The organism is Micromonospora sp. NBC_01412 (genome assembly GCF_045040215.1).
Taxonomy (GTDB): domain Bacteria; phylum Actinomycetota; class Actinomycetes; order Mycobacteriales; family Micromonosporaceae; genus Micromonospora; species Micromonospora rubida.
Genome location: NZ_CP109528.1, coordinates 2,641,858 through 2,665,189, shown reverse-complemented (window position 1 = coordinate 2,665,189; position 23,332 = coordinate 2,641,858). Strand labels below are relative to the sequence as shown.

Annotated in this window: 19 protein-coding genes; 13 read left to right on the top strand and 6 right to left on the bottom strand. The window is 74.6% G+C overall.

Annotation, left to right across the window (positions count from 1 at the left end):
* Nucleotides 1-105: 105 nt before the first annotated feature.
* From OG617_RS12135 to OG617_RS12110, 6 genes are all read left to right on the top strand, one after another.
* A complete protein-coding gene (locus OG617_RS12135; protein WP_405101347.1) occupies nt 106-792 on the top strand; it encodes an adenosylcobinamide amidohydrolase in 687 nt (228 codons plus the stop codon).
* Nucleotides 793-847: 55 nt separating this feature from the next.
* Nucleotides 848-2,008, top strand: coding sequence for a CapA family protein (locus tag OG617_RS12130; RefSeq protein WP_405101345.1), 1,161 nt, complete (start codon nt 848-850; stop codon nt 2,006-2,008).
* 82 nt (nt 2,009-2,090) lie between these two features.
* The gene (nth, locus tag OG617_RS12125; RefSeq protein WP_405101343.1) at nt 2,091-2,879 is read left to right on the top strand and encodes an endonuclease III; all 789 of its coding nucleotides are present in this window, start codon (nt 2,091-2,093) and stop codon (nt 2,877-2,879) included.
* Entirely contained in the window at nt 2,876-3,541 is a 666-nt protein-coding gene (locus OG617_RS12120; protein WP_405101341.1) for a TlpA family protein disulfide reductase, read from the top strand. The genes nth and OG617_RS12120 overlap by 4 nt, the downstream gene beginning before the upstream one ends.
* Nucleotides 3,538-4,236 carry an NUDIX hydrolase gene (locus OG617_RS12115; RefSeq protein ID WP_405101339.1) on the top strand — a complete coding sequence of 233 codons (699 nt, stop codon included), beginning with the start codon at nt 3,538-3,540 and terminating at the stop codon, nt 4,234-4,236. The genes OG617_RS12120 and OG617_RS12115 overlap by 4 nt, the downstream gene beginning before the upstream one ends.
* A gap of 58 nt (nt 4,237-4,294) precedes the next feature.
* Complete coding sequence (locus OG617_RS12110) at nt 4,295-5,473, top strand: MarP family serine protease (RefSeq protein ID WP_405101337.1); 1,179 nt, start codon at nt 4,295-4,297, stop codon at nt 5,471-5,473.
* A 32-nt stretch (nt 5,474-5,505) separates the two neighbouring features.
* Here OG617_RS12110 and OG617_RS12105 read toward each other — a convergent pair whose 3' ends face one another.
* From OG617_RS12105 to eccCa, 4 genes are all read right to left on the bottom strand, one after another.
* On the bottom strand, nt 5,506-6,213 hold the full coding sequence (locus OG617_RS12105; protein ID WP_405101335.1) for a phosphatase PAP2 family protein: 708 nt from the start codon (nt 6,211-6,213) through the stop codon (nt 5,506-5,508).
* Nucleotides 6,214-6,243: 30 nt separating this feature from the next.
* Nucleotides 6,244-7,056, bottom strand: coding sequence for a phosphatase PAP2 family protein (locus OG617_RS12100; protein ID WP_405101333.1), 813 nt, complete (start codon nt 7,054-7,056; stop codon nt 6,244-6,246).
* A 71-nt stretch (nt 7,057-7,127) separates the two neighbouring features.
* The gene (mycP, locus tag OG617_RS12095) at nt 7,128-8,510 is read right to left on the bottom strand and encodes a type VII secretion-associated serine protease mycosin (RefSeq protein ID WP_405101331.1); all 1,383 of its coding nucleotides are present in this window, start codon (nt 8,508-8,510) and stop codon (nt 7,128-7,130) included.
* Between the two features lie 109 nt (nt 8,511-8,619).
* Nucleotides 8,620-12,606, bottom strand: a complete 3,987-nt coding sequence (eccCa, locus tag OG617_RS12090; RefSeq protein WP_405101329.1) for a type VII secretion protein EccCa — start codon at nt 12,604-12,606, stop codon at nt 8,620-8,622.
* A gap of 99 nt (nt 12,607-12,705) precedes the next feature.
* Here eccCa and eccD point away from each other — a divergent pair, with 99 nt between their 5' ends.
* On the top strand, nt 12,706-14,106 hold the full coding sequence (gene eccD, locus OG617_RS12085) for a type VII secretion integral membrane protein EccD (protein WP_405101327.1): 1,401 nt from the start codon (nt 12,706-12,708) through the stop codon (nt 14,104-14,106).
* Nucleotides 14,107-14,139: 33 nt separating this feature from the next.
* Here eccD and OG617_RS12080 read toward each other — a convergent pair whose 3' ends face one another.
* Nucleotides 14,140-14,646: an inorganic diphosphatase gene (locus tag OG617_RS12080; protein ID WP_396682528.1), complete on the bottom strand. Its 507-nt coding sequence runs from the start codon at nt 14,644-14,646 to the stop codon at nt 14,140-14,142.
* 539 nt (nt 14,647-15,185) lie between these two features.
* On the opposite strand from OG617_RS12080, the gene dacB reads away from it, so the two are divergent.
* The 3 genes from dacB (at nt 15,186) to tilS (ending at nt 18,932) form a co-directional block, all read left to right on the top strand.
* Nucleotides 15,186-16,613, top strand: coding sequence for a D-alanyl-D-alanine carboxypeptidase/D-alanyl-D-alanine-endopeptidase (gene dacB / locus OG617_RS12075; protein WP_405103641.1), 1,428 nt, complete (start codon nt 15,186-15,188; stop codon nt 16,611-16,613).
* Nucleotides 16,614-16,693: 80 nt separating this feature from the next.
* Nucleotides 16,694-17,761, top strand: coding sequence for a zinc-dependent metalloprotease (locus tag OG617_RS12070; protein WP_396682530.1), 1,068 nt, complete (start codon nt 16,694-16,696; stop codon nt 17,759-17,761).
* Nucleotides 17,762-17,771: 10 nt separating this feature from the next.
* Nucleotides 17,772-18,932, top strand: coding sequence for a tRNA lysidine(34) synthetase TilS (gene tilS / locus OG617_RS12065; RefSeq protein ID WP_405101325.1), 1,161 nt, complete (start codon nt 17,772-17,774; stop codon nt 18,930-18,932).
* 49 nt (nt 18,933-18,981) lie between these two features.
* Here the strand turns inward: tilS and OG617_RS12060 are convergent, their stop codons facing one another.
* On the bottom strand, nt 18,982-19,944 hold the full coding sequence (locus OG617_RS12060) for a GlxA family transcriptional regulator (protein ID WP_405101323.1): 963 nt from the start codon (nt 19,942-19,944) through the stop codon (nt 18,982-18,984).
* A gap of 151 nt (nt 19,945-20,095) precedes the next feature.
* On the opposite strand from OG617_RS12060, the gene OG617_RS12055 reads away from it, so the two are divergent.
* From OG617_RS12055 to ftsH, 3 genes are all read left to right on the top strand, one after another.
* Entirely contained in the window at nt 20,096-20,233 is a 138-nt protein-coding gene (locus tag OG617_RS12055) for a hypothetical protein (protein WP_405101321.1), read from the top strand.
* A 99-nt stretch (nt 20,234-20,332) separates the two neighbouring features.
* On the top strand, nt 20,333-20,905 hold the full coding sequence (gene hpt, locus OG617_RS12050) for a hypoxanthine phosphoribosyltransferase (protein WP_350881361.1): 573 nt from the start codon (nt 20,333-20,335) through the stop codon (nt 20,903-20,905).
* A gap of 380 nt (nt 20,906-21,285) precedes the next feature.
* Nucleotides 21,286-23,310, top strand: coding sequence for an ATP-dependent zinc metalloprotease FtsH (gene ftsH / locus OG617_RS12045; protein WP_405101318.1), 2,025 nt, complete (start codon nt 21,286-21,288; stop codon nt 23,308-23,310).
* Nucleotides 23,311-23,332: the final 22 nt, after the last annotated feature.

The following is a 23,332-nucleotide window of genomic DNA, read 5'->3' as shown; positions in this document are numbered from 1 at the left end:
ATCTTGATCGTTGGATGTAACCTGCCCGGCCTGATCAACCACTATGATCGCCGGTTCGGCGGCCCCCGGCCGCCCTCGACGCGCCTGGGACGTAGGGTCTGCGGCGTGCTGACCGAGCCGACCCTGACCAGCCGCCACGAGGACGGGCGGGACATACCGCTGCTCGTCTGGCGCGCCGACCGGCCGCTGCTCGCGGTCAGCTCCGCGCCGCTCGGCGGCGGGATAGGGGTACGGAACTGGGTGGTCAACGCGACCGTGCCGATGTCTTACCACCGGGACGACCCGGCCGAGCACCTGGCCGAGCTGGCCGGCCAGCTCGGCCTGGACGGGCCCGGCGTCGGGCTGCTGACCGGGGTCGACGTCGCCGACGTGGTCGCCAGGACCGACACCGGGGTGCGGGTCTGGGCCACGGTCGGGCTGGGCACCCCGCTCCAGGCCGCCGAGTCCGCTCCGGTCGAGTCCGCTTCGGTCGAGCCCGCCGAGTCCGGGACGCGGGTCGGCACCGTCAACATCGTGATCCAGATGCCCGCCCGGCTCGGCGATGCCGCACTGGTCAACGCGGTGGCCACCGCGACCGAGGCGAAGGTGCAGGCGATCCGGGAGCTGGGGCTGGCGGCCACCGGCACCCCGACGGACGCGGTCACCGTGCTCTGCCCGGTCGATGGGGCCCCGGCCGCGTACGGCGGGCCCCGCTCAACCTGGGGGGCGCCGCTGGCCCGGGCCGTGCACGCAGCCGTGCTCGCCGGCGGGCCGGGTCTCGTGGTCCCGTGGTCGCAACGACACTCGGCCTGAAGTTCGACCGATCGGCCATCGTCAGCGCGTTGTCCGGCCGGTAGGGTCGCGGGCGATGTATGCTGCCGCCCCCTCCGGAATCCGCTCGGGCCGACGGGCCACGCTCGCCCTCGGCGTGCTGCTCACCGCGCTGCTCGCCGCCGGCTGCGCGCAACCCGGCGACGAGCCGGTCTGGCAACCCGGGACCGAGGGCGGCCGGACCGGCGCGGCCGGTGCCCCGACCACGACCCCGTCCGCCACGCCGAAGGGCGAGGCGAAGAGCGTCTCGCTCTCCGCCACCGGCGACATCATCATGGGCAACGCGCCGAACCGGCTCCCGCCGGGCGGCGGGAAGGGGTTCTTCGACTCGGTCAAGGACGCTCTCGCCGCCGACCTGGTGATGGGCAACCTGGAGGAGCCGCTGACGGTGGACACCGGCACCGGCAAGTGCGGGGCCAACTCGACCCGGTGCTTCCAGTTCCGCGCCCCGCCGGAGTACGCCGCCCACCTGCGCGACGCCGGGTTCGAGCTGCTCAACCAGGCCAACAACCACGGGTACGACTACGGCCCCAAGGGCTACCAGAACACCCAGCGGGCGTTGGAGAAGTACGACCTGGCGCACACCGGCGCGCCCGACCAGATCACCGTGGTCGAGGTCGAGGGCGTCAAGATCGCCGTGGCCGGCTTCTCGTCGTACGTCTGGTCCAACAGCCTGGTCGACATCGACGCCGCCCGCGCGGTGGTCAAGAAGGCCGCCACCATGGCCGACCTGGTCGTGGTGCAGGTGCACATGGGCGGCGAGGGGGCCGACAAGACCCGGGTCCGGCCGGGCACCGAGATGTTCCTCGGCGAGAACCGGGGCGACCCGGTGAAGTTCTCGCACGCCATGGTCGACGCCGGAGCGGACCTGATCGTCGGCCACGGCCCGCACGTGCTGCGCGGCATGGAGTTCTACCAGGGCCGGCTGATCGCCTACAGCCTCGGCAACTTTGCCGGCGGCGGCAACTCGCTGAGCAACAGCGGCCGGCTGGGCTGGGGCGGGGTGCTCAAGGTGTCGCTCAAGCCGGACGGAAGCTTCGCCGGCGGATCGTTCACCTCGACGTACATGAACTCGATCGGCAAGCCGACCATGGACCCGGACGACCGGGGCCTCGGCCTGGTCAAGCAGCTCAGCGGCACGGACTTCCCGCAGACCGGCGCGCGGTTCGACGACAAGGGCCGGATCACCGAGGGGTGACCGGGCCGCACCCGCCGCAGGGGTGACGCGCCGCCCGTGTGCGCACGACGAACCGTCACCGGGTCGACGTAGGCTTTCCGTCGTGACCACCAGTCCCCCCGGAGCCACCGAGACCGAACTCGGCCGCACGCGCCGCGCCCGGAAGATCGGCCGGGTGCTGACCGAGACCCACCCCGACGCGCACTGCGAGCTGGACCACGCCAACCCGCTGGAGCTGGCCGTCGCCACGATCCTGTCCGCGCAGTGCACGGACAAGAAGGTCAACGAGGTCACCCCGAAGCTGTTCGGTCGATATCCGACGGCAGCCGACTATGCCGGCGCCGACCGGGCGGAGCTGGAGGAGCTGATCCGGCCCACCGGCTTCTACCGGAACAAGACCGACTCGCTGATCAAGCTGGGCCGGGCCCTCGTCGAGCGGTACGACGGCCGGGTGCCGGGGAAGCTCGCCGACCTGGTCACGCTGCCCGGGATCGGCCGCAAGACCGCCAACGTCATCCTCGGCAACGCCTTCGACGTCCCCGGCATCACCGTCGACACCCACTTCCAGCGGCTGGTGCACCGCTGGCGGCTGACCGACGAGACCGACCCCGTCAAGATCGAGCACGCGATCGGCGCGATGTACCCGAAGCGCGACTGGACGATGCTGTCGCACCGGATCATCTTCCACGGCCGGCGGGTCTGTCATGCCCGCAAGCCGGCCTGCGGGGCCTGCACCCTGGCGAAGCTCTGCCCGTCGTACGGCACGGGGCCGACCGAGCCGGCCCCGGCCGCGAAGCTGCTCAAGGGTCCCCGGGCGCGGGACCTGGCCGCCGCCGCAGGCGTCGACCCCGAGCTGGTGCCGCAACAGGCGGTCGTGGCGGAGGCGCCGTGACGCGTCGCCTCGCCGCTCTCCTCCTGCCGCTGGCCCTGCTCGCCGCCGGCTGCACGGCCTCGGCCGGCGACCCGGCGCCGCCCGGGCCCCGGAAGAACACCCGGCCGTCACCGTTCGCCGCCTGCGAGGCCCTGACCGCGCCGCCGGCCGCGGCCACCCCGACGCCGACCGCTTCCGGGTCCGCGCCGGCCCCGGCCGCCCCGACGCCGACTGCTTCCGGGGCCGCGCCGGCCGGTGGGTCGGTGCTGCCCGAGTTGACGCTGCCCTGCTTCACCGGCGGCGACCAGGTCGCGCTGCGGGACGTCCGGGGGCCGGCCGTGATCAACCTGTGGGCGTCCTGGTGCGGGCCCTGCCGCAAGGAGCTGCCCGCCTTCCAGCGGCTCAGCGAGCGCTCGGCCGGCCGGCTCCAGGTGGTCGGGGTGAACGCCCGGGACAGCCGGGACGCCGCCCAGTCGATCGGCGAGGACTTCGGCATCCGCTTCCCGGTCCTGTTCGACCAGGGCGACAGCCTGAGCCGAGGGCTCAACCGCAACGCCATCCCGCTGACCGTGTTCGTCGACGCCGACGGCCGGGTCCGGCACGTCGACGTCTCCGGGGCGCTGGACGACGCCCGCCTGGCCGAGCTGGTCCGCCGACACCTCGGGCTGGAGGTGCCCGCGTGACCCGGCAGCCCCCACCCTGGATCGACCCGCTGCTGGCCCGGCTCGGCACCGCGCGGGCCGAGGACTTCACCCGGATCGCCACCCCGAGCAACGGCGGTCGGGAGAGCGCGGTGCTGGTGCTGCTGGCCGAGGAGCCGGAGGCCGGCCCGGACGTGTTGGTCCTCCAGCGCGCCGCGACCTTGCGCAACCACGCCGGGCAGCCGGCCTTCCCCGGCGGGGCGGCCGACCCGACCGACGCCGACTCCGCCGCCACCGCGCTGCGCGAGGCCAACGAGGAGGTCGACCTCGACCCGGCCAGCGTCACCGTGCTGGCCGAGCTGCCGAAGCTGTGGATCCCGGTCAGCGACTTCGTGGTGACCCCGGTGCTCGGCTGGTGGCACCGGCCGCACCCGGTGCACCCCCGGGAACCGGCCGAGGTCGCGCACGTCGCCCGGCTGCCGGTCGCCGAACTCGTCGACCCGGCCAACCGCATGCGGGTACGCCACCCGAGCGGCTGGATCGGCCCGGCCTTCTCGGTGCGCGGCATGCTGGTCTGGGGCTTCACCGCCGGGGTGCTCGCCACCCTGCTGGAGATGGGCGGCTGGGCCCGGCCCTGGCCGCGCGACCGGGTCGTGGACCTGCCGCCCACCGGTGCCGCCCCGGCGCCGTCGGCCGGCACCGACTCCGTCGACGAGATGGCCGGCCCGCTCACCTGACCGTCACGTTCCGCGAGCGGCGGTCCGCCGCCGAGCCCGCTGCCCGTACCCTTGGGGCGTGTCCGCCGTGGATCTCGTCCTGCTACTGCTCATGCTCGTGTTCGCGATCAGCGGATACCGTCAGGGCTTCGTCATCGGGGTGCTGTCGTTCTCCGGCTTCTTCGTGGGCGCCCTGGTCGGCCTCCAGGCCGGCCCGCTGCTGGCCCGCCAGTTCGCGGACAACGGCGCCCGCGTACTGATCTCCCTCGTCGCGGTCTTCGGGCTGGCAGTGGTGGGCCAGGCGCTGGCTGGTTGGGTCGGCTCCCACCTACGCCAGACGATCACCAGCGACGTCGGCAGGCGGGCCGACGACATCGGCGGGGCGCTCGTCTCGCTCGTCGCCGTCATGCTGGTGGCCTGGCTGGTGGCCGTGCCGCTGGGCTCGTCGTCGCTGCCCTGGCTCGCCTCCTCGGTGCGCAACAGCGCGTTGCTCACCGTGGTCGACCGGGTGCTGCCGGACAAGGCGCAGGAGCTGTCCAACGCGCTGCGGGACACGGTCGACACGAACGGCTTCCCGGACGTCTTCGGTGACCTCGCGCCCACCCGGGCCCGGCAGGTCGACCCGCCCGACCCGGCGCTCGCCGGTTCCGAGGTGGTCGCCAACGGCCGGCGCTCGGTGGTCAAGGTGCTGGGCTCCGCGCCGAGCTGCTCCCGCCGCATCGAGGGCTCCGGCTTCGTGTACGCCGACGACCGGGTGATGACCAACGCGCACGTGGTGGCCGGCACCCGGTCGGTGGCCGTGGAGCTGGACGGCAACCGGTACGACGGGGAGGTCGTCGTCTACGACCCCGACCGGGATCTGGCCGTGCTGCGGGTGCCGTCCCTGCCCGGCCCGTCCCTGCGCTTCGCCGCAGGCAACGCGGGCAGCGGGGCGGACGCGGTCGTGCTGGGCTTCCCGCTGGACGGGCCGTACAACGCCCAGTCGGCCCGGGTGCGGGACGTCGACCGGATCACCGGGCCGGACATCTACTCCTCGGGCGACGTCACCCGGGAGATCTACACGATCCGGGCGCTGGTCCGCTCCGGCAACTCCGGCGGCCCGCTGCTCTCCTCGAACGGCCTGGTGCTCGGGGTCATCTTCGCGGCGGCTGCGGACGACCCGAACACCGGCTTCGCGGTGACTGCGGCCGAGGCCCGCCCGGTGGCGCTGGCCGGCGCCGAGCGCACCCGCGCCGTCGGCACCGGCGACTGCACCTGACGCGGCCAGCGGCCAGCGGCCAGCGGCCCCGGTCAGGCGGCGGGGACCTCGGCCCTCCGGCCGGCGGCGGGCAGCTTCTCCCGGCCCCACCGCACCCCGCGGTCCAGCACCGCCCGGGCCATGATCAGCACACAGATGCCGCCGTTGAGGAACGACGCCACCACGTCGCTCGGGTGGTGCATGCCCCGGTACAGCCGGGTCAGCGCGACGCCGACGGGCACCAGCACCAGCAGCGTCCACCAGGCGACCTTCGCCGGGGTGCTACGCGCCCGCAGGGCCAGCAGCACCGCGATGCCGACGTAGAGCGCCGCCGCGGCCGAGGTGTGCCCGGACGGGAAGCTGGAGGTGGGCGGGGAGGCGTCCATGTGCTCGACCGCCGGCCGGCGGCGGTCGATGGCCATCGTGGTCAGCAGGAAGATCAGGGCCTGCGCGCTGACCGCCGCGCACAGGAAGACCGGTTCCCGCCAGCGGTGCAGCACCAGCCGCAGGACCACCGCCACGATCACGGTGACCAGCACGATGGCCTGGGTGCTGGCCAGCGTGCTGAACACCAGCGAGACGCTGTTCCAGCCCTCCGTGCGGTCGGCGGCCAGTTCGCGGTTGACCGCGTCCTCGACGGTGAACGGCCAGGTGCGCTCGAACACCCGGGTGACGAGCACCCCGAGCAGCACCATGACGGAGAGCAGCAGGCCCACTGGGAGCAGCACCCGCTTGAGACTCTGGACCAGCACATCGGACATGGCCCCGCCAGTACCCGACCGGGCCGGCCGCTACGCCTGCCCGCCGCCCGGCCCCGGCAGGCCCGCCCCGTCGGCCAGTTCGGGTTCGACGCCCTCAGTCACCGGGTGCGACGGGCCGCGGCCCGTGTGGGCCCGCCAGGTGCGGAAGGCGGCCGTCGTGGCGGACACCGTCGCAGCGCCCAGCAGCCAGCCGCCGACCACGTCGCTGGTCCAGTGCACGCCCAGCGCCACCCGGCTCACCCCGGTCAGGCCGGCGACCACGACGGCGGCGGTCCACAGCGCCCACCGGGCGGCGGGACGCCCCCGGGCGTACGGGAGGAAGATCAGCAGTAGCACCCCGACTGCCAGGGTGGCGTTCAGCGCGTGCCCGGAGGGGAACGAGTAGCCGGCGGCCCGGGCCACCGGGTCGAGCAGGCCCGGCCGGTCCCGGCCGACCAGCAGCTTGAGCAGCGCGTTGAGCAGCCCGCCCACGGCCATCGTGGTGACCGCCCACCAGGCCAGCCGTGGGGCGCGCCGGGTGAACAGCCACACCACCACGGCGAGCACGGCGACCCGCAGTGGGCCGGGACCGAAGGCGTGGGTCCACACGGTCATGAATCCCACCCAGCCGGGATGGTCGACGGCGTACCCGTGCAGGGCGTGGGTCACCGCGGCGTCCAGCCGGTGCAGCGGTGCCCAGGAACCCAGCACCAGCAGGGCGAGCAGGGCGAACGGCACCAGGACCAGGAAGGCCGCGGTGGCGGCGAGGGTGAGCCGCAGCCCCAGCGACCGGTCCTGGTCGAGGCGGCGGGCCCGCCACGACGGGGACGTCGACCCGGGGGTGTGCTGACCGGACGTGCTCATGCCGCATCCCTACCCGGCCGGGCGCCGGATCAGGCCGATCGGCGCCGATGGAATCCGACGGCGGCGATCGGTCAGCGGACCGACCGGCGGAGGCGACGGGCCACCAGCACGGCCCCGGCGGCCAGGGCGGCGCAGACGGCGACGCTCGTCCAGAGCCGTTCCGGGTCGGAGCCGTCCGACCCGCCGGCCGGCCGGGCCGTCCAGTGGGTCTGCTGGCGGGTCGTGGTGAAGCCGAGCGGGTCCGCGCCGGCTCCGGCGACCGGCTCCTCCTCCGTGGTGCCGGGCGCCGGGCCGAAGCCCACCACGCCGGGGGAGGAGTGGTCGTCGAGCGGGTTGCGCCCCACCGACGGCACGTCGACGGTTAGCGCGGCGACCGGGTCGACCATGCCGTACCCGAAGCGGTCGTCGCGGCCGGCGGGCCCGATGTCCCGCGCGGTGCTGATCAGGCGGTTCACCACCTCGCCGGCGGACATCTGCGGCCAGTGGGACCGGATCAGGGCGGCGGTGGCGGCAACGAGCGGGGTCGCGAAGCTGGTGCCCTGCACCCGCCAGTACCCGCCCGGCCGGGCCCCGACCAGGCCGGTGGCCGGCGCGGTGAGGATCGTGGCGGGGCCGGTGATCGAGCCGGACCAGAGGTTGTCGCTGGCGCGTTCCAGGCCGGCGACGGCGATCACGCCCGGCTCCCGGGCCGGGTACCAGACCTTGGTGTCGGAGGACGCGGCCAGGTTGCCGGTGCAGGCGACCACCACCACGTCCCGGGCGAACGCGTAGTCCAGCGCCGCGGCCAGGGCGGGGCTGTCGCCGCTGCCGCCGAGGGACAGGTTGATCACCCGGGCGCCGTTGTCCACGGCCCAACGGACCCCCTTGGCGACGATCAGCGCGTCGTCGTACCGGTTCTCGTCGTCGAGGACCCGCACCGGGAGGATCTTCGCGTCGGGGGCCAGCCCGACGGCGCCGCGCTTGTCGTCGTCGCGCCCGGCGATCAGGCCGGCCACCGTCGTGCCGTGCCCGACCGGGTCCGGGCCGTCGTCGGTGTCGCCGTCGTCGACCAGGTCGATGCCGGGCAGCACCTGACCGGCCAGGTCCGGGTGCGAACCGTCCACCCCGGAGTCGATCACCGCCACGGTGACGCCGCGCCCGGTCGAGGTGCGCCAGGCGATCGACGCCCGCAGCTCGTCGAGCTGCCACTGCTCGTCGCGGACCTGGTCGGCCCGGGCCGGCGTGTCCACCGGCGACACCCGCCAGGGTGCCGCCCCGGCCTGCGGGACGGCGAGCGGCGCGAGCGCGGCGGGGCGGGCCGGCGCGGCGTGGCTGCCAGGCGCGGCGAGCGCCGACGGCGGAACCGGACCGATGAGCGACACCGCGAGCGCCGACGCGCCGAGCAGCGCGTGGCGGGTGAGCCGTCGCGCCGTCGTCGAACAGCCCTGCCGATCCCCAGTCACATTCCCAGCCATTCATCGCGGCGGACACATGCTGTTCGGAGATTACCGGTTTTCCCCTCCGACACACGCCGATCCCGCAACAGGTCACCGGAGCGCCGCCGGCCCGGGGCGGTGCTGGGGTTCACTGCGGAGGGAGATGGGCCAGCTGGACCAGGCGTACGCCCTCCCGCCGGGTCACCAGCCGGGCCCGTCCGGGCGGGAGCGGGCCGGGCCGGACCTGGCCGACCAGCGGCCCCTCGTCCGGGCTGCCGGCCATCACCAGGCCGGGGGCGGACAGCTCGCGCAGCCGCTGGAGGAACTGGTCGTAGCCGCGGGTCGCGCCGCCCGCGCGGCGGGCCAGCACCAGGTGCAGGCCGATGTCCCGGGCCTGCGACAGGTACTCCTCCAGCGCCCGCAGCGGGTTGACCGGCCCGCTGGCCACCAGGTCGTAGTCGTCGACCAGCACGAACAGCTCCGGCCCCGACCACCACGACCGCTCCCGCAGCTGCGCCGGGGTGATGTCCGCGCCGGGCAGCCGGCCCTGCATGTACCCGGCGGCCGCCTCGACCAGGTCGGCGGTGCGGGCGGCGTCGGTGCCGTAGCCGATCCGGTGCTCCGTCTCGATGGCGCCGAGCAGGCTGCGCCGGTAGTCCACCAGGATCACCCGGGCCTGGTCGGGGGTGAACCGGCCCACGATGGTGGAGGCCAGCGCCCGCAGGAACGACGACTTGCCGCACTCGGCGTCCCCGAAGACCAACAGGTGCGGTTCGGTGGCGAAGTCGAGCACCACCGGGCGCAGGTCCGCCTCGGCGATCCCGACCGGCAGCGCCAGCCCGGTCGTGCCGGCCAGGTCCAGCTCCGCGTACGGCAGCACCGGCGGGAGCAGCCGGACCCGGGGCGCGACCGGCCCGGTCCACGCCCCGGCGACCGCCTTCACCAGCGTGGCGGTCTCCCCGTCCGGCCCGGCCAGCCGGGGCAGCGCGGTGAGGAAGTGCAGGCCCTCACCGGTGATGCCCCGGCCGGGCGTCTTCTCCGGCACGCCCGCCGCAGCCGCACGCCGGACCAGCAGCGAGTCCGACGGGTCGCCGAGCCGCAGCTCCAGCCGGGAGCCGAACAGGTCCCGGACGGCGGGGCGGAAGTCAGTCCAGCGCAGCGAACTGGCCACCACGTGCAACCCGTACGACAGGCCCCGGGTGGCCAGCTCGGTGACCATGGGCTCCAGGTCGTCGTACTCGGCGCGCAGGGCACCCCAGCCGTCCACCACCAGGAACACGTCGCCGAACGGGTCGGTCGTCGGCTGGCCGGCGGTGGCGAGGGCGGCCCGCCGCTGCCGGTACGCCGCCATCGACTCCACCCCCAGCGCGGCGAAGCGGCGCTCCCGGTCGGCCAGCAGGGTGGCCATCTCACCGACGGTGCGCCGCACGGCGGTCGGGTCGGTCCGGCCGGACACCCCGCCGACGTGCGGCAGGTCGCGCAGCGCGGCCAGGCCCCCGCCGCCGAAGTCCAGGCAGTACACCTGCGCCTCGGCGGGCGTGTGGGTCAGCGCCAGCGCGCAGACCAGCGTGCGTAGCAGGCCCGACTTGCCGCTCTGCGGGCCGCCGACCACGCCGACGTGCCCGGCCGAGCCGCCGAGGGCCAGCCAGAGCAGGTCCCGACGCTGCTCGAACGGCTTGTCGACGACGGCCACCGGAACCTGGAGCGCGCCGTGCAGCTCCGGGTTGGCGGAGCCCAGCCCGCGCCCCGGGTCGGCGCCGACCGGCCCGAGCAACTCGTCGAGGGTGGGCGCGTCGCCCAGCGGCGGCAGCCACACCTGGTGGGCCGGCGGGCCCTGCCCGGCCAGCCGCCCCACCAGCACGTCGAGCAGGCTCGCGGCGCCGGTGTCCGCCTCGGCGGCGACCGTCGGGGCGGGGGCGGCCGGCTCCGACACCGGCACCGCGTGGGTGGAGAAGGCGAGCAGGCGGGGCACGCTGGCCGCGCCGCGCCCCGCCGCGCCGTCGCGGCGGCGCAGCGCCCCGGAAACGTACGCGGCCTTGAAGCGCATCAGTGGCTCGGTGCCGAAGCGCAGGTAGCCGTGCCCCGGCGAGCGGGGCAGCTCGTGCGCGTCGGGCACCCCGAGGACCGTCCGAGACTCCAGCGCCGAGAAGGTGCGCAATCCGATCCGGTACGACAGGTGGGTGTCCAGGCCGCGCAGCCGCCCCTCCTCCAGCCGCTGGCTGGCCAGCAGCAGGTGCACCCCAAGGGACCGGCCCAGCCGGCCGATCTGCACGAACAGGTCGATGAAGTCCGGCTTGGCCGAGAGCAGCTCGGAGAACTCGTCGCAGATCAGCAGCAGGGACGGCAGCGGGGCCAGCGGGTTGCCGGCGGCCCGGGCCCGCTCGTAGTCGCGCAGGCTGGCGAAGTTCCCGGCCCGGCGCAGCAGCTCCTGGCGGCGGACCAGCTCCCCGTTGATGGCGTCGACCATCCGGTCCACCAGCGGCAGCGCGTCGGCCAGGTTGGTGATCACCGCGGCGGTGTGCGGCAGCCGGTCGAACGAGGCGAAGGTGGCCCCGCCCTTGAAGTCGACCAGGACGAAGTTGAGCTGCTCGGAGCTGTGCGTGGCGGCCAGCCCGAGGACCAGGGTGCGCAGCAGCTCGGACTTGCCGGAGCCGGTGGCCCCGATCAGCAGCCCGTGCGGGCCCATCCCGTCCTGGGCGGACTCCTTGAGGTCCAGCTCGATCGCCCCGCCGTCGGTGCCCACCCCGATCGGCACCCGAAGCCGGTCCCGGGCCGACCGGGGCCCCCAGCCCTGCTCGGCGCTGAAGCCCGCCGGGTCGCCGATGCCGAGCAGCTCGGGCAGGCCCAGCTCGGCGTTGACCGGGGCGTCCGGCCCGCGTACGGCGGTGGCCAGCCGCAGCGGGGCCAGCCGGCGGGCGACCGCCTCCGCCTCGGCGGGCGCCAGCCGGTCGGCGGTGCCCACCTCGGCGTGCCCCTCGACGGAGTGCGAGTGCAGCCGGCCGCCGCGCAGGTCGAGCAGGAGGGCGTACCGGTCGAGCAGGCGCGGCGGCGGGGTGTCCAGGTCGACGACGGTGACGGCGTCGATGCCGCCGTCGCCGACCAGTTCGGTGGCGCCGGTGAGGTCGCCGCCGTCGAGCACCACCACGACGTGCGGGCCGTCGGTGGCCGGGCCGGCCGGGCTGAACCGGGATCGGCTGGCCAGCGCGTCGTCGAGGAGCCGTTCCAGGTCGGGGGCGGAGCTGGTGACGAGGCGGACCGGGCCGACGGCGTCGACGCGGGTGGGGTGGTGGGCGTGCGGCAGCCACTTCACCCACTCCCAGAGGGCCCGCCGCTCCGGACCGGCGCAGACCGCGACGAGCAGCTCGTCCGGGGCGTGGAAGACCGCGAGCTGGGTGAGCAGGGCCCGGGCGAGGGCCTGGGCGTCGGGCGAACCGGTGCCGGGCAGCACGTGCCCGTCGGTGCCCCGGGCGGCCGACTCGCCCCGGACGTAGACCCGGGCGAAGCTGCGCAGCGACAGCGCCACCGGCAGGTCCGGCACCACCGAGTACGCGTCGAGAAAACGGCGCAGCGCGCCGGCCGTCATCGGCTCCAGCTCCTCCAGCGGCCGGGTGACCGGCGGGACCAGCGGGGTGGCCAGGGTCTGCGGGCCGAGGCCCACCCGGACCACGGCGAAGTCCGGGTCGGCCGGCCGGCGCTCCCAGACCCGGTGGCTGTCCACGGTCGACCAGAGCCGGCCCGGGTCGGGGTGCCGGTAGTGCAGGCCGGCCCGCTGCTGCCCGGCGGTCCGCCTGACCCGCCGGCGCAGCGCGGTGAGGTGCCGCAGGTACTCCCGCCGGGCGGCCATCATCTCCGACTTCTTCGGGGTGCCGGAGGCGCTGCCCCACGAGGTCGCCAGCATCGCCACGGAGGACAGCCCGAACATCCCCCCGACCACGTACGAGTAGGCCCCGCCGCCCCGGCCGAACATCATCGCCATCGCGACCGTCCCGCCCAGCATGGGCAGCACCATCAGCCCCTGCTGCCAGCGGCTGCCGGTGACGGCGGGGATCTCCGGCGGCGCCTCGACGGGCAGCTCGCCGACCGGGATCTCCGGCGCGGGACGCCGGGGCGGTCGCTTGATGACGACAGTGGACACTCGCCCTCCCCAGAACGCTCGGTGACCCGAGCCTGGCTCATGGTAGGTAAAGTCCTTCCGTCCGCGCAGCCGCCGCCCCCTCGATATGGAGATGCGCCGATGACATCCGGGTTGGCCCGTGTCACGATCAGCGCCCCCCAGCGCCGGGTCGACGTCGCCCTGCCGGAGCAGGTCCCCCTCGTCGAGCTGCTGCCCGAGGTGCTCCGGCACGCCGGCGAGGGGCTGGCCGACGACGGGGAGCGGCACGGAGGCTGGGTGCTGCGTCGCGCCGACGGAGCGGTGCTGCTCACCGCCCAGGCGCTGCTGCCCCAGGGGGTCCGCGACGGCGAGGTGCTGCACCTGGTGCCGGCCCGCGCCGAGTGGCCCGAGCTGGAGTACGACGACGTGGTCGAGGCGATCGTCGACGGGGCCCGTCGCCGGGGTGCGGCCTGGTCGCCGGCCGCCACCCGGGCCGCCACCCTGGCCGGGGCGGCCGTCCCGCTCGCCGTCGGGCTACTCGCGGTGCTCGCCGCCGGGCCCGGGCACCGGGCCGGCTGGCCGGTCGCGGTCGCGGTGGCGCTGCTGCTCACCGTCGCCGGCACGGTCGCCTCCCGGGCGTACGGCGACGGCGCCACCGGCGCCACGCTGGGCGGCTACGCCCTGCCGTACGCCGCCGTGGCCGGCGCCCTCGCGGTCAGCACCGGCGACCCGGTCGGCGCGTTCCCGCCGCTGCGCTGGCTGGGTGCCCCCGAGTTGCTGGCCGGCGCGGTGGCGCTGCTGCTGGTGGCGATGTTCGGCCTGCTCGGGGTGGCCAGCCGGGCCCGGGTCTTCGTGGCCGGCGCGACCGCCGGGGCGGCCGGCGCGCTCGTCGCGCTCGGCGGGCTGGCGCTGCCGGCCGAGGCCGCCGCGGCGGTGCTGGTCTGCGTCCTGGTCTTCGCGCTGGGCGGGCTGCCGCTGCTGGCCATCCGGCTGGGCAGGATGCCGCTGCCGCCGATCACCCTGCCCGGCGACGGGAGCCCCGGCGCCGAGGCCGCCCGGGACCTGCCGGACCGGGCCCGGGTGTACGCCGCCGTGGCCCGGACCGAGGAGATGCTGACCGGGATGCTGCTCGGGCACGCCGTGCTGGCCGCCGGGGCGGTGGCGGTGCTCGCCGTGACGGGTGGGACGGCCGGCCGGCTACTGGTGGCGGTCGCGTCCGTCGTGCTGCTGCTGCGCTCCCGGCTCTTCGTGGCGCTGCGCCACCGGGTGCCCCCGGTGGCCGCCGGGCTGGCCGGGGCCGCCCTGCTCGGCGGGGTGCTCGCCGTGGGCTCCGGTCCGGCCGGGAGGCTGCTGCTGGCCGCCGGCGGGCTGGTCGTGGCCCTGGTCGCCGTGGCCGCCGGCACCACGTACGCCCGGCGGCCCGTGTCGCCGTACGTCGGTCGGCTGGCCGACCTGACCGACACCGCGCTGGTGGTCTCCGTGGTGCCGGTGGCCTGCGCAGTGCTCGACCTGTACGAACGGGCCCGGGGGCTGCTCGGCTGAGCGGCCCCCGGGCCCGTCGACGTCTGTCGGAGGTCAGTGCGTGGACTCGCCGCGCTCCTCGGCCTCCTTGGCACGCCGGTACGAGTTGTGGACCTCGGCCTCGGCCTCGACCCGGCCGACCCAGGTCGCGCCCTCGACCGACTTGCCGGGCTCCAGGTCCTTGTACACCTCGAAGAAGTGCTGGATCTCCAGCCGGTCGAACTCGCCCAGGTGGTGGATGTCGCGCAGGTGCTCCTGACGCGGATCCTCGTAGGGCACGCAGAGGACCTTGTCGTCCCCGCCCTTCTCGTCGGTCATCCGGAACATGCCGATGGTGCGGCAGCGGATCAGGCAGCCGGGGAAGGTCGGCTCGGGGACCAGCACGAGCGCGTCCAGCGGGTCGCCGTCCTCGCCCAGGGTGCCCTCGATGAACCCGTAGTCCGCCGGGTACTGGGTGGACGTGAAGAGGGTGCGGTCCAGCCTGATCCGGCCGGTCGCGTGGTCCACCTCGTACTTGTTGCGGTGACCCTTGGGGATCTCAACCGTGACGTCGAAATCCATCTCCCACGCTCCCTCGTCTGCCCACGCTGGCTAACGGAAACCAGCTGCGCCGCTCCCCAGGCAGGTGAATGCCCACCCGCCTGCTCCGGCCGCCGCATAGTCTTCGGACCGAAGTAGTGTCACCCAAGCTGTTTTCCACGTGGGAGGAGGGGGCCGTGGGGAGGGAAGATTCACACTACCGTCCGGAGGGGGTTGACGGGCGGAAGGGCGGACATCCGCGCGCCGGGGGCGCGACCGGGCGGGTCCCGGTGCCCGAGGCGCACCTGCCCCGTACCCCCGTGCCGCCCCCCGCCGACGGCATCGACCCCGATGCCACGGCCCGGCTCACCAGGCCCGGGGAGTGGCCCCCACCGCCCGTGTGGCGGCCCCCGGACCGGGCGCCCGCGGCCGACCGGTTGCCGGCTTCGGCCGGCCAGGCGGCCGGCTTTGCCGCCCCCACGCCGCAACCGGCAGCGGGAGGCGGTGCCGGCGAGCCGCCGGCCGGGCCGGCCCCGGAGTACGGCCAGCCGCCGGCCCGCCGCCGACGCCTCCCGCTGGCCGTGCTGGCCACGGTGCTGCTGCTCGCCCTGGTCGGGGCCGGGCTGGCGGTGCTCCGGCCCGGTCCGGTCGCCGGCTGGCTCGGCGCGGACCGGCCCACCCCGCAGGCGACCGCCGAGGCCGCCGAGCCGGAGCCGGTCCCGGTGCTCGCCGGCCCGGACGGTAACGCCCCCGAGCCCACCCCGGACGGGGTGCGCGCCGCCCTCGAACCGCTGCTGCGGGCCCCCGAACTGGGCAGCCGGGTCAACGTGTCGGTGGCCGACGTGACGACCGGCCGGTCGCTCTACTCGCGGGGCGGCGACGCCGGCACCGTCCCAGCCTCGGTGACCAAGCTGGCCACCGCCGTCACCGTGCTGGAGGCCCGCGGGCCCGACCACCGCATCCCCACCCGGGCCGTGGCCGGCGCGAACCCGGGCGAGGTGGTCCTCGTCGGCGGCGGCGACCCGACCCTCGCGGTGGACGGCGACGGCTTCTACCCCGACGCGGCCCGCCTCGACGACCTGGCCAAGCAGGTCAAGCAGGCGCTCGGCGGCACCGCGCCGACCCGGGTCACCGTCGATTCCTCGCTCTTCCCCGGCCCGGTGTACGGCCCCGGCTGGGACTCGGACATTCCCACCGGCGGGTTCGGCGCGGCGATCAGCGCGCTGATGACCGACGGCGCGCGCCGGGATCCGCAGACCGCGAAGAAGAACTTCGACGCCGGCCACGGCTGGGCGGAGCGGGTCCCGCAGCCGGACCTGGTGGCCGGTCGTGCCTTCGCCAGGCTGCTCGGGCTGACCGGCGCCGCCGCCGAGGTGAAGCGGGACACCGCCCCGTCCGCCGGCGCGGCCCCGTCCGCCGCTGCCCCCGCGCCCGGCGCCGAACTGGGCAAGGTCGAGTCGTTGCCGATGATCCGGCTGGTCGACCTGATGATCACCGACAGTGACAACGTGATCGCCGAGGCGATGGCCCGGCAGGTCGCGCTGGCCCGCGACCAGCCGGCGTCCTTCGTCGGTGGGGCGGCGGCGATGGACATCGTGATCGGCGAGCTGGGCCTGCCGGCCGGCGAGATCACCCTCGCCGACGGCAGCGGGCTGTCCCGGAGCAACCGGATCAGCCCCTCCCTGCTGACCGACCTGATCTCGCTCGCCGGCAACGGCACCCACCCGGAGCTGGCCGCCATCTTCGGCGGCCTGCCGGTCGCCGCCTGGTCGGGCACCCTCGGCGGGCGGTACCAGGTGCCGGCCACGGCGGCCGGGGCCGGCGTGGTCCGGGCCAAGACCGGGACGCTGACCCGGGTGCACGCCATCGCCGGGCTGGTCACCACCGCCGACGGCCGGCTGCTCACGTTCGCCGTGCTCACCGACCAGACGCCGCCCGACTCGCTCGACGACACCCGGCGTGCCCTCGACCGGATCACCTCCGCGCTGGCCCGCTGCGGCTGCCGCTGAACCGGCCCGGACCCTTTTGCGGGGTCATGTCCTGTCATCGGCGAAAGGTGGGGGTGTTCCGGCGCGGGTACGGTGGGTGCATGGCGCAGTTCGTGGACTGGGATCTGGCCGCCGCGACCGCGGGGGCGTTGAGCAAGTCGGGGCCCCGGGTGGCGTACGCCGAGGCCGCTGAGGTGGTCTCCGAGCTGCGGCGACTGACCGACGAGGCGGCCGGGCACGTGGCCGACTACACCGGGCTCCGCTCGCAGGTGGCGCACCCACCGGTGCGCGTGGTGGACCGGCGGGACTGGGCGGCGACCAACATCGCCGGCCTGCGCGAGGTGATCACCCCGCTGGTCGGCCGGCTCTCCGGCGACAAGCAACCCGGTCCGCTCACCGAGGCGATCGGCTCCCGGGTCACCGGGGTCCAGGCCGGCACCGTGCTGGCGTACCTGTCGGGCCGGGTCCTCGGCCAGTACGAGGTCTTCTCCGGCGACCCCGGCCAGCTGCTGCTGGTCGCGCCGAACATCGTCGAGGTGGAGCGGAAGCTGGGGGCCGACCCGCGTGACTTCCGGCTCTGGGTGTGCCTGCACGAGGTGACCCACCGCACCCAGTTCACGTCGGTGCCCTGGATGCGGGCGTACTTCCTCGGCGAGGTGCAGGCGTTCGTGGACGCCTCGCAGGGCGGCGAGCACCTGGTCGAGCGGCTGCGCCGGGGGGTGGCCACCCTCTCCGACGCGGTCAAGGACCCGGAGAGCCGGGCCAGCGTGCTGGACATTGTGCAGACCCCCGCCCAGCGGGCCGTACTCGACCGGCTCACCGCGCTGATGACCCTGCTCGAGGGGCACGCCGAGTTCGTGATGGACGGCGTCGGCCCACAGGTCATCCCCAGCGTCGAGCGGATCCGGGCCGGGTTCAACCGGCGCCGGGAGTCGGGCAACCCGCTGGAGAAGGCGATCCGCCGGCTGCTCGGCGTCGACGTCAAGATGCGCCAGTACGCCGAGGGCCGCAAGTTCGTCCACGGCGTCGTCGACCGGGTCGGCATGGACGGCTTCAACAAGATCTTCGGCTCCCCGCTGACCCTGCCCCGGCTGGATGAGCTCGGCGACCCGGACGCCTGGGTCGCCCGGGTGCACGGGCCGGCCGGCGCCACCCCGACCGTCGGCTGACCGTACGCCGATGGCCGCGCTCGCCCCGTCGGTTGCCGCTGTCCGGCTCGCGGTCCGCCGCGCGCTGACCGGGCTGGCCGGGGACGGGCCGGTGCTGGTCGCCTGCTCGGGCGGGGCCGACTCGCTCGCCCTGGCCGCCGCCACGGCGTTCGTCGCGCCCCGGCTTGGCCGGCGGGCCGGGCTCGTCACCGTCGACCACGCCCTCCAGGCCGGCTCAGACCGGCGGGCCGCCGCTGTGGCGACCTGGGCCGCCGGTGCCGGGTTCACGCCGGCCGAGGCGGTACGGGTCGACGTCGCCGGCCGTCCCGGCGGGCCGGAGGCGGCCGCCCGTCAGGCCCGCTACCAGGCGCTGGTCGAGGCGGCCCGGCGGCACGGGGCGGCGGCGCTGCTCACCGGGCACACCCGCGACGACCAGGCGGAGACGGTGCTGCTCGCGCTGGCCCGGGGCTCCGGCCCGCGAGGGCTGGCCGGGATGCCGCCCCGACGGGACCTGTCCGGGGTGCCGCTGCTGCGTCCCCTGCTCGACGTGACCCGGGAGCAGACCCGCAAGGCGTGCGCCGCCCTCGGGCTGTCCCCGTGGGAGGACCCGCACAACACCGACCCCTCGTACGCCCGGTCCCGGGTCCGGGCCGACGTGCTGCCCGCGCTGGTCCGGGCGCTCGGCCCCGCCGTGCTGGACAACCTCGCCCGGACTGCCCGCCTGGTGGCCGCCGACACCGCCGCCCTCGACGCCCTGGCCGCCGCCGCCCTGGCCCCGCCTGACCCTGCGGTTCTGGCCGATCCGGCCGCCACCGCCCTGCCCCCGCCTGACCCTGCGGTTCTGGCCGATCCGGCCGCCGCCGCCCTGCCCCCGCCTGACCCTGCGGTTCTGGCCGATCCGGCCGCCACCGCCGGCGGGGCGGGGGGGCCGACGCCGGCGGATGTGCGGGTGCCCGGGGGCGGGTTGTCGGTCGAGGCGCTGGCCGGGCTCGCCCCGGCGGTCCGGACCCGGGTGTTGCACGCCTGGGCCCGGGAACTCGGCGCGGCGCCCGCCGCGCTGTCCCACCGGCACGTCGCCGCGCTGGACGCACTGGTCACCGACTGGCGGGGACAGGGCGCGACCCATCTGCCCGGCGGCATCCGGGTGGTCCGCCGCGCCGGCCGGCTCACCGCCGCCGGCCCGATCGCCTGACGGTTCACCGCCGCCGGCCCGGATCCGGCCGGTGGCCGGTGGCAAGCGGTCAGCCGGTCGTGGCGCGGTCGCGGAAGGTGGCCCGGTAGGCGTGCGGGGTGGTGTCCAGCCGGCGGGTGAAGTGGTGGCGCAGGGTCGCCGCGTCGCCGAAGCCGGCCCGGCCGGCCACGCCTTCGACGCTCAGGCCGGTCTCCTCCAGCAGCCGCCGGGCCAGCAGCACCCGCTGGTTGGTCAGCCAGTCGTGGGGTGTGGTGCCGGTCTCGGCGCGGAACCGGCGGGCGAAGGTGCGCGGGGTCATCCCGGCCCGGGTGGCCAGCCCGTCGACGGTGACGGGGCGGTCCAGGTGGCCCATCAGCCACTCCAGCACGGGTTCCAGGGTGGGTGCCTCGGAGGCCTTCGGGATGGGTGCCTCGACGTACTGGGACTGGCCGCCGTCGCGGTGCGGCGGGACGACCATCCGGCGGGCCAGCCGGGTGGCGGTGGCCGAGCCGTGCTCCTGGCGTACCAGGTGGAGGCAGGCGTCGATGCCGGCGGCCGTGCCGGCGCTGGTGAGCAGCCGGCCGTCGGCCACGTAGAGCGAGTTGCACCGGACCCGGGCCCGGGGGTGGCGGCGCTGCAACTCGTCGACGTACCGCCAGTGGGTGGTGCACTCCCGGTCGTCGAGCAGCCCGGCCTCACCGAGCACGAACGCCCCGGAGCAGACGCTCAACACGTGCGCTCCGCGCGCGTCGGCCCGGCGCAGCGCGTCCAGTACGGCGGGGGACGCGTCGGTGCCGCCGTTGCGCCCGGGCACCGCGACCAGGTCGGCGTCCTCGATGGGTCCGAGGTCGGCGTGCGGGGTGAGGTGGAACCCGACGGAGGTACGCACCTGGGCGCCGTCGGACGTGCAGACGGTGAACCGGTAACCGGGGAAGCCGTCGGCGGTCCGGTCGGTGCCGAAGACCTCGGCGAGCACCCCCAACTCGAACGGGGCCACCCCGTCGAGCGCGAGGACGGCGACGGATCGGAGCATGTGACGAGGGTAACCGTACGGGTGGCAGGAAATCGAGGTCGGGTGGCATAACTGCCACTGTCCGGTGGGTGGGCAGGCGCGCAGACTGGTTCCAGTCCGGTGCGCACCGGCGGCGAAAACATCCGAAAACCCCGCGAAAGCGAGCGCCGCCATGGCCTTCCTGCCGTTCCTGCTCTTCCTGCTCCTCCTCGTCGTTGCGTCGACCTTCGGCCTCGTCGCCGACAGCCGGGACTCGGCCGACTGGAAGCCCACCGACGAGGGTCGCCGGTGGCGATCCAGTATCTGCTGACCCGGTTCGCGCCGGATGTGGAGAAAATCCCGGCGGGACCGCGTCGAAAGGGGCGGCCCCGCCGACGGAGGGCATCCGGCGTACGGCAGGCTAGGAGTCATGGCTGACGGCTCCTGGTACGACGCCGACATCGACCACGTGATCATTTCCGAGGCGCAGATCCGCGAGAAGACGGCGGAGCTGGCCAAGCAGGTCTCGGCTGACTACGCGGGCGTCGACGGACTCCTGCTCGTCTGCGTGCTCAAGGGCGCGGTCATGTTCATGGCCGACTTCGCCCGGGCGCTGGGCCGGCACGGTCCCCCCGCCGAGCTGGACTTCATGGCCATCTCGTCGTACGGCCAGGGCACCACCTCCTCCGGCGTGGTCCGGATCCTGAAGGATCTGGACCGCGACATCGCCGGACGGCACGTGGTGGTCATCGAGGACATCGTCGACTCCGGGCTCACCCTTTCCTGGTTGCTGCGCTACCTGGAGTCGCGTTCGGCGGCCAGCGTCGAGGTCGTCGCCCTGTTCCGCAAGCCGGACGCGGTCAAGGTCCCGGTGCCGGTGAAGTACGTCGGGTTCGACATTCCGACCGAGTTCGTCGTCGGCTACGGCCTCGACTTCGGGGAGCGGTACCGCGAGCTGCCCTACGTCGGTGTGCTCAAGCCCGAGGTCTACGCCCGGGCGTGAGGCCCGTTCGTACCGGCACCCGTCAAGCGGACGTTCAGCGCGCTCTCAGCTGATCGGTCTACGGTAGGGGTCGGTGGTGTGGAGTTGCCCTCTACACCCGGTCCTTCGACCCGCGTGACCGGGCGGTCGGGTGGCCGGGTGCAGAACTCCCGCCACGCCGGCTGAAACCCGGTTCGCCTTACGCGTAACTGCTGGGCTCGCAAGCTCACATGTCGCGCGCACGGTGTACCGTCGAGTGACCGTGGTGCGGCAGTTGGCGCGCCCCGGGGTCGAGGCCGGCCCGCACGGCGGCTCCGGCCGCCGCCTCGGCGGCGACAAGCCATTCAGACGGTCAGGACGTCGATCAGGAGGATGCGGGCGCCTCGGCGCTCGACGACAGCATGGAACGTACGCGTTTCTTCCGCCGACCGGTGGTCTGGATCATCCTGGTCATCCTCGGCGCCGTTGTGCTCAGTCAGCTGTTCACCGCTGGTCCCAGCTACCACCGCGTGGACACTTCCGTTGCGCTCGACCAGCTGCATACCGCCAAGATCAAGAAGGCGGTGTTCCAGGACAAGGAGCAGACGCTCCAACTCGACCTGGAGAGCAAGACCAAGTTCGGTGAGACCAACACCGACCGGATCGAGGCCCAGTTCCCGTACGAGGTGGGCGGCCAGGTCTGGAACGAGGTCCTCGACGCCAAGGCGGCCAACCGGATCACCGGACCGGCCGACACCAAGGTGTCGTCCGACAGCGTCTGGGTGAGCCTCCTGGTCAACCTGCTCCCCATCGCGTTGCTCGTGCTCCTGCTGCTGTTCTTCATGTCGCAGATGCAGGGCGGCGGCTCCCGGGTGCTCAACTTCGGCAAGTCCAAGGCGAAGATGATCACCAAGGACACCCCGAAGACGACCTTCGCGGACGTCGCGGGCGCCGATGAGGCAGTCGAGGAACTGCACGAGATCAAGGACTTCCTGCAGAACCCGGCGAAGTACCAGGCACTGGGCGCCAAGATCCCGAAGGGCGTGCTGCTCTTCGGGCCGCCCGGCACCGGTAAGACGCTGCTGGCCCGCGCCGTCGCCGGCGAGGCCGGGGTGCCGTTCTACTCGATCTCCGGCTCGGACTTCGTGGAGATGTTCGTCGGCGTCGGCGCCAGCCGGGTCCGTGACCTCTTCGAGCAGGCCAAGGCGAACGCCCCGGCGATCGTCTTCGTCGACGAGATCGACGCCGTCGGTCGCCACCGCGGCGCCGGCATGGGCGGCGGTCACGACGAGCGCGAGCAGACGCTCAACCAGCTGCTCGTCGAGATGGACGGCTTCGACACCAAGGGCGGGGTCATCCTGATCGCCGCCACCAACCGGCCGGACATCCTCGACCCGGCGCTGCTGCGCCCGGGCCGCTTCGACCGGCAGATCCCGGTGGACGCCCCCGACATGGAGGGCCGCAAGGCGATCCTGCGGGTGCACGCCAAGGGCAAGCCGTTCGCCCCCGACGTCGATCTCGACGCGGTGGCCCGGCGGACCCCCGGCTTCAGCGGTGCCGACCTGGCCAACGTGATCAACGAGTCCGCGTTGCTCACCGCCCGCAAGGACCAGCGGGCGATCAGCAACGACTCCCTGGAGGAGTCGATCGACCGGGTGATCGCCGGTCCGCAGCGTCGGACCCGGGTGATGGGCGACCAGGAGAAGAAGATCACCGCGTACCACGAGGCCGGGCACGCGCTGGTCGCCTGGGCGCTGCCGCACGCCGCGCCGGTGCACAAGGTGACGATCCTGTCCCGTGGCCGCTCGCTGGGCCACACCCTGGTGCTGCCGACCGAGGACAAGTACACCCAGACCCGCGCCGAGATGGTCGACACCCTGGCGTACGCGCTGGGCGGCCGGGCCGCCGAGGAACTGGTGTTCCACGAGCCGACCACCGGCGCCGGCAACGACATCGAGAAGGCCACCGGGTTGGCCCGCGCGATGATCACCCAGTACGGCATGAGCTCCAAGCTCGGCGCGATCAAGTACGGCACCAGCGGGGACGAGCCGTTCCTCGGCCGCAACATGGGCCACGAACGGGACTACTCCGACACGGTGGCCGCCGAGATCGACAACGAGATGCGGGCGCTGATCGAACTGGCCCACGACGAGGCCTGGGAGATCCTGGTGGAATACCGGGACGTCCTGGACAGCATCGTGCTCGAGCTGATCGAGAAGGAGACCCTCTCCACGGCCGACATGGCCCGGATCGCCGGCCGGGTGGTGAAGCGCCCGCCGATGGCTCCGTACAACGGCTTCGGCAAGCGTCAGCCCTCCACCGAGCCCCCGGTGCTCACCCCGAGCGAGAAGGACGCGCTCAAGGCGCAGGCCCAGGCGGACGGCGCGTCCGTCGGCGGCGGCACGCCCAGCTCGAACAACTCGAACAACTCGGACGGTACGCACTGAGTACCGACCCGAAGGTCGGTCC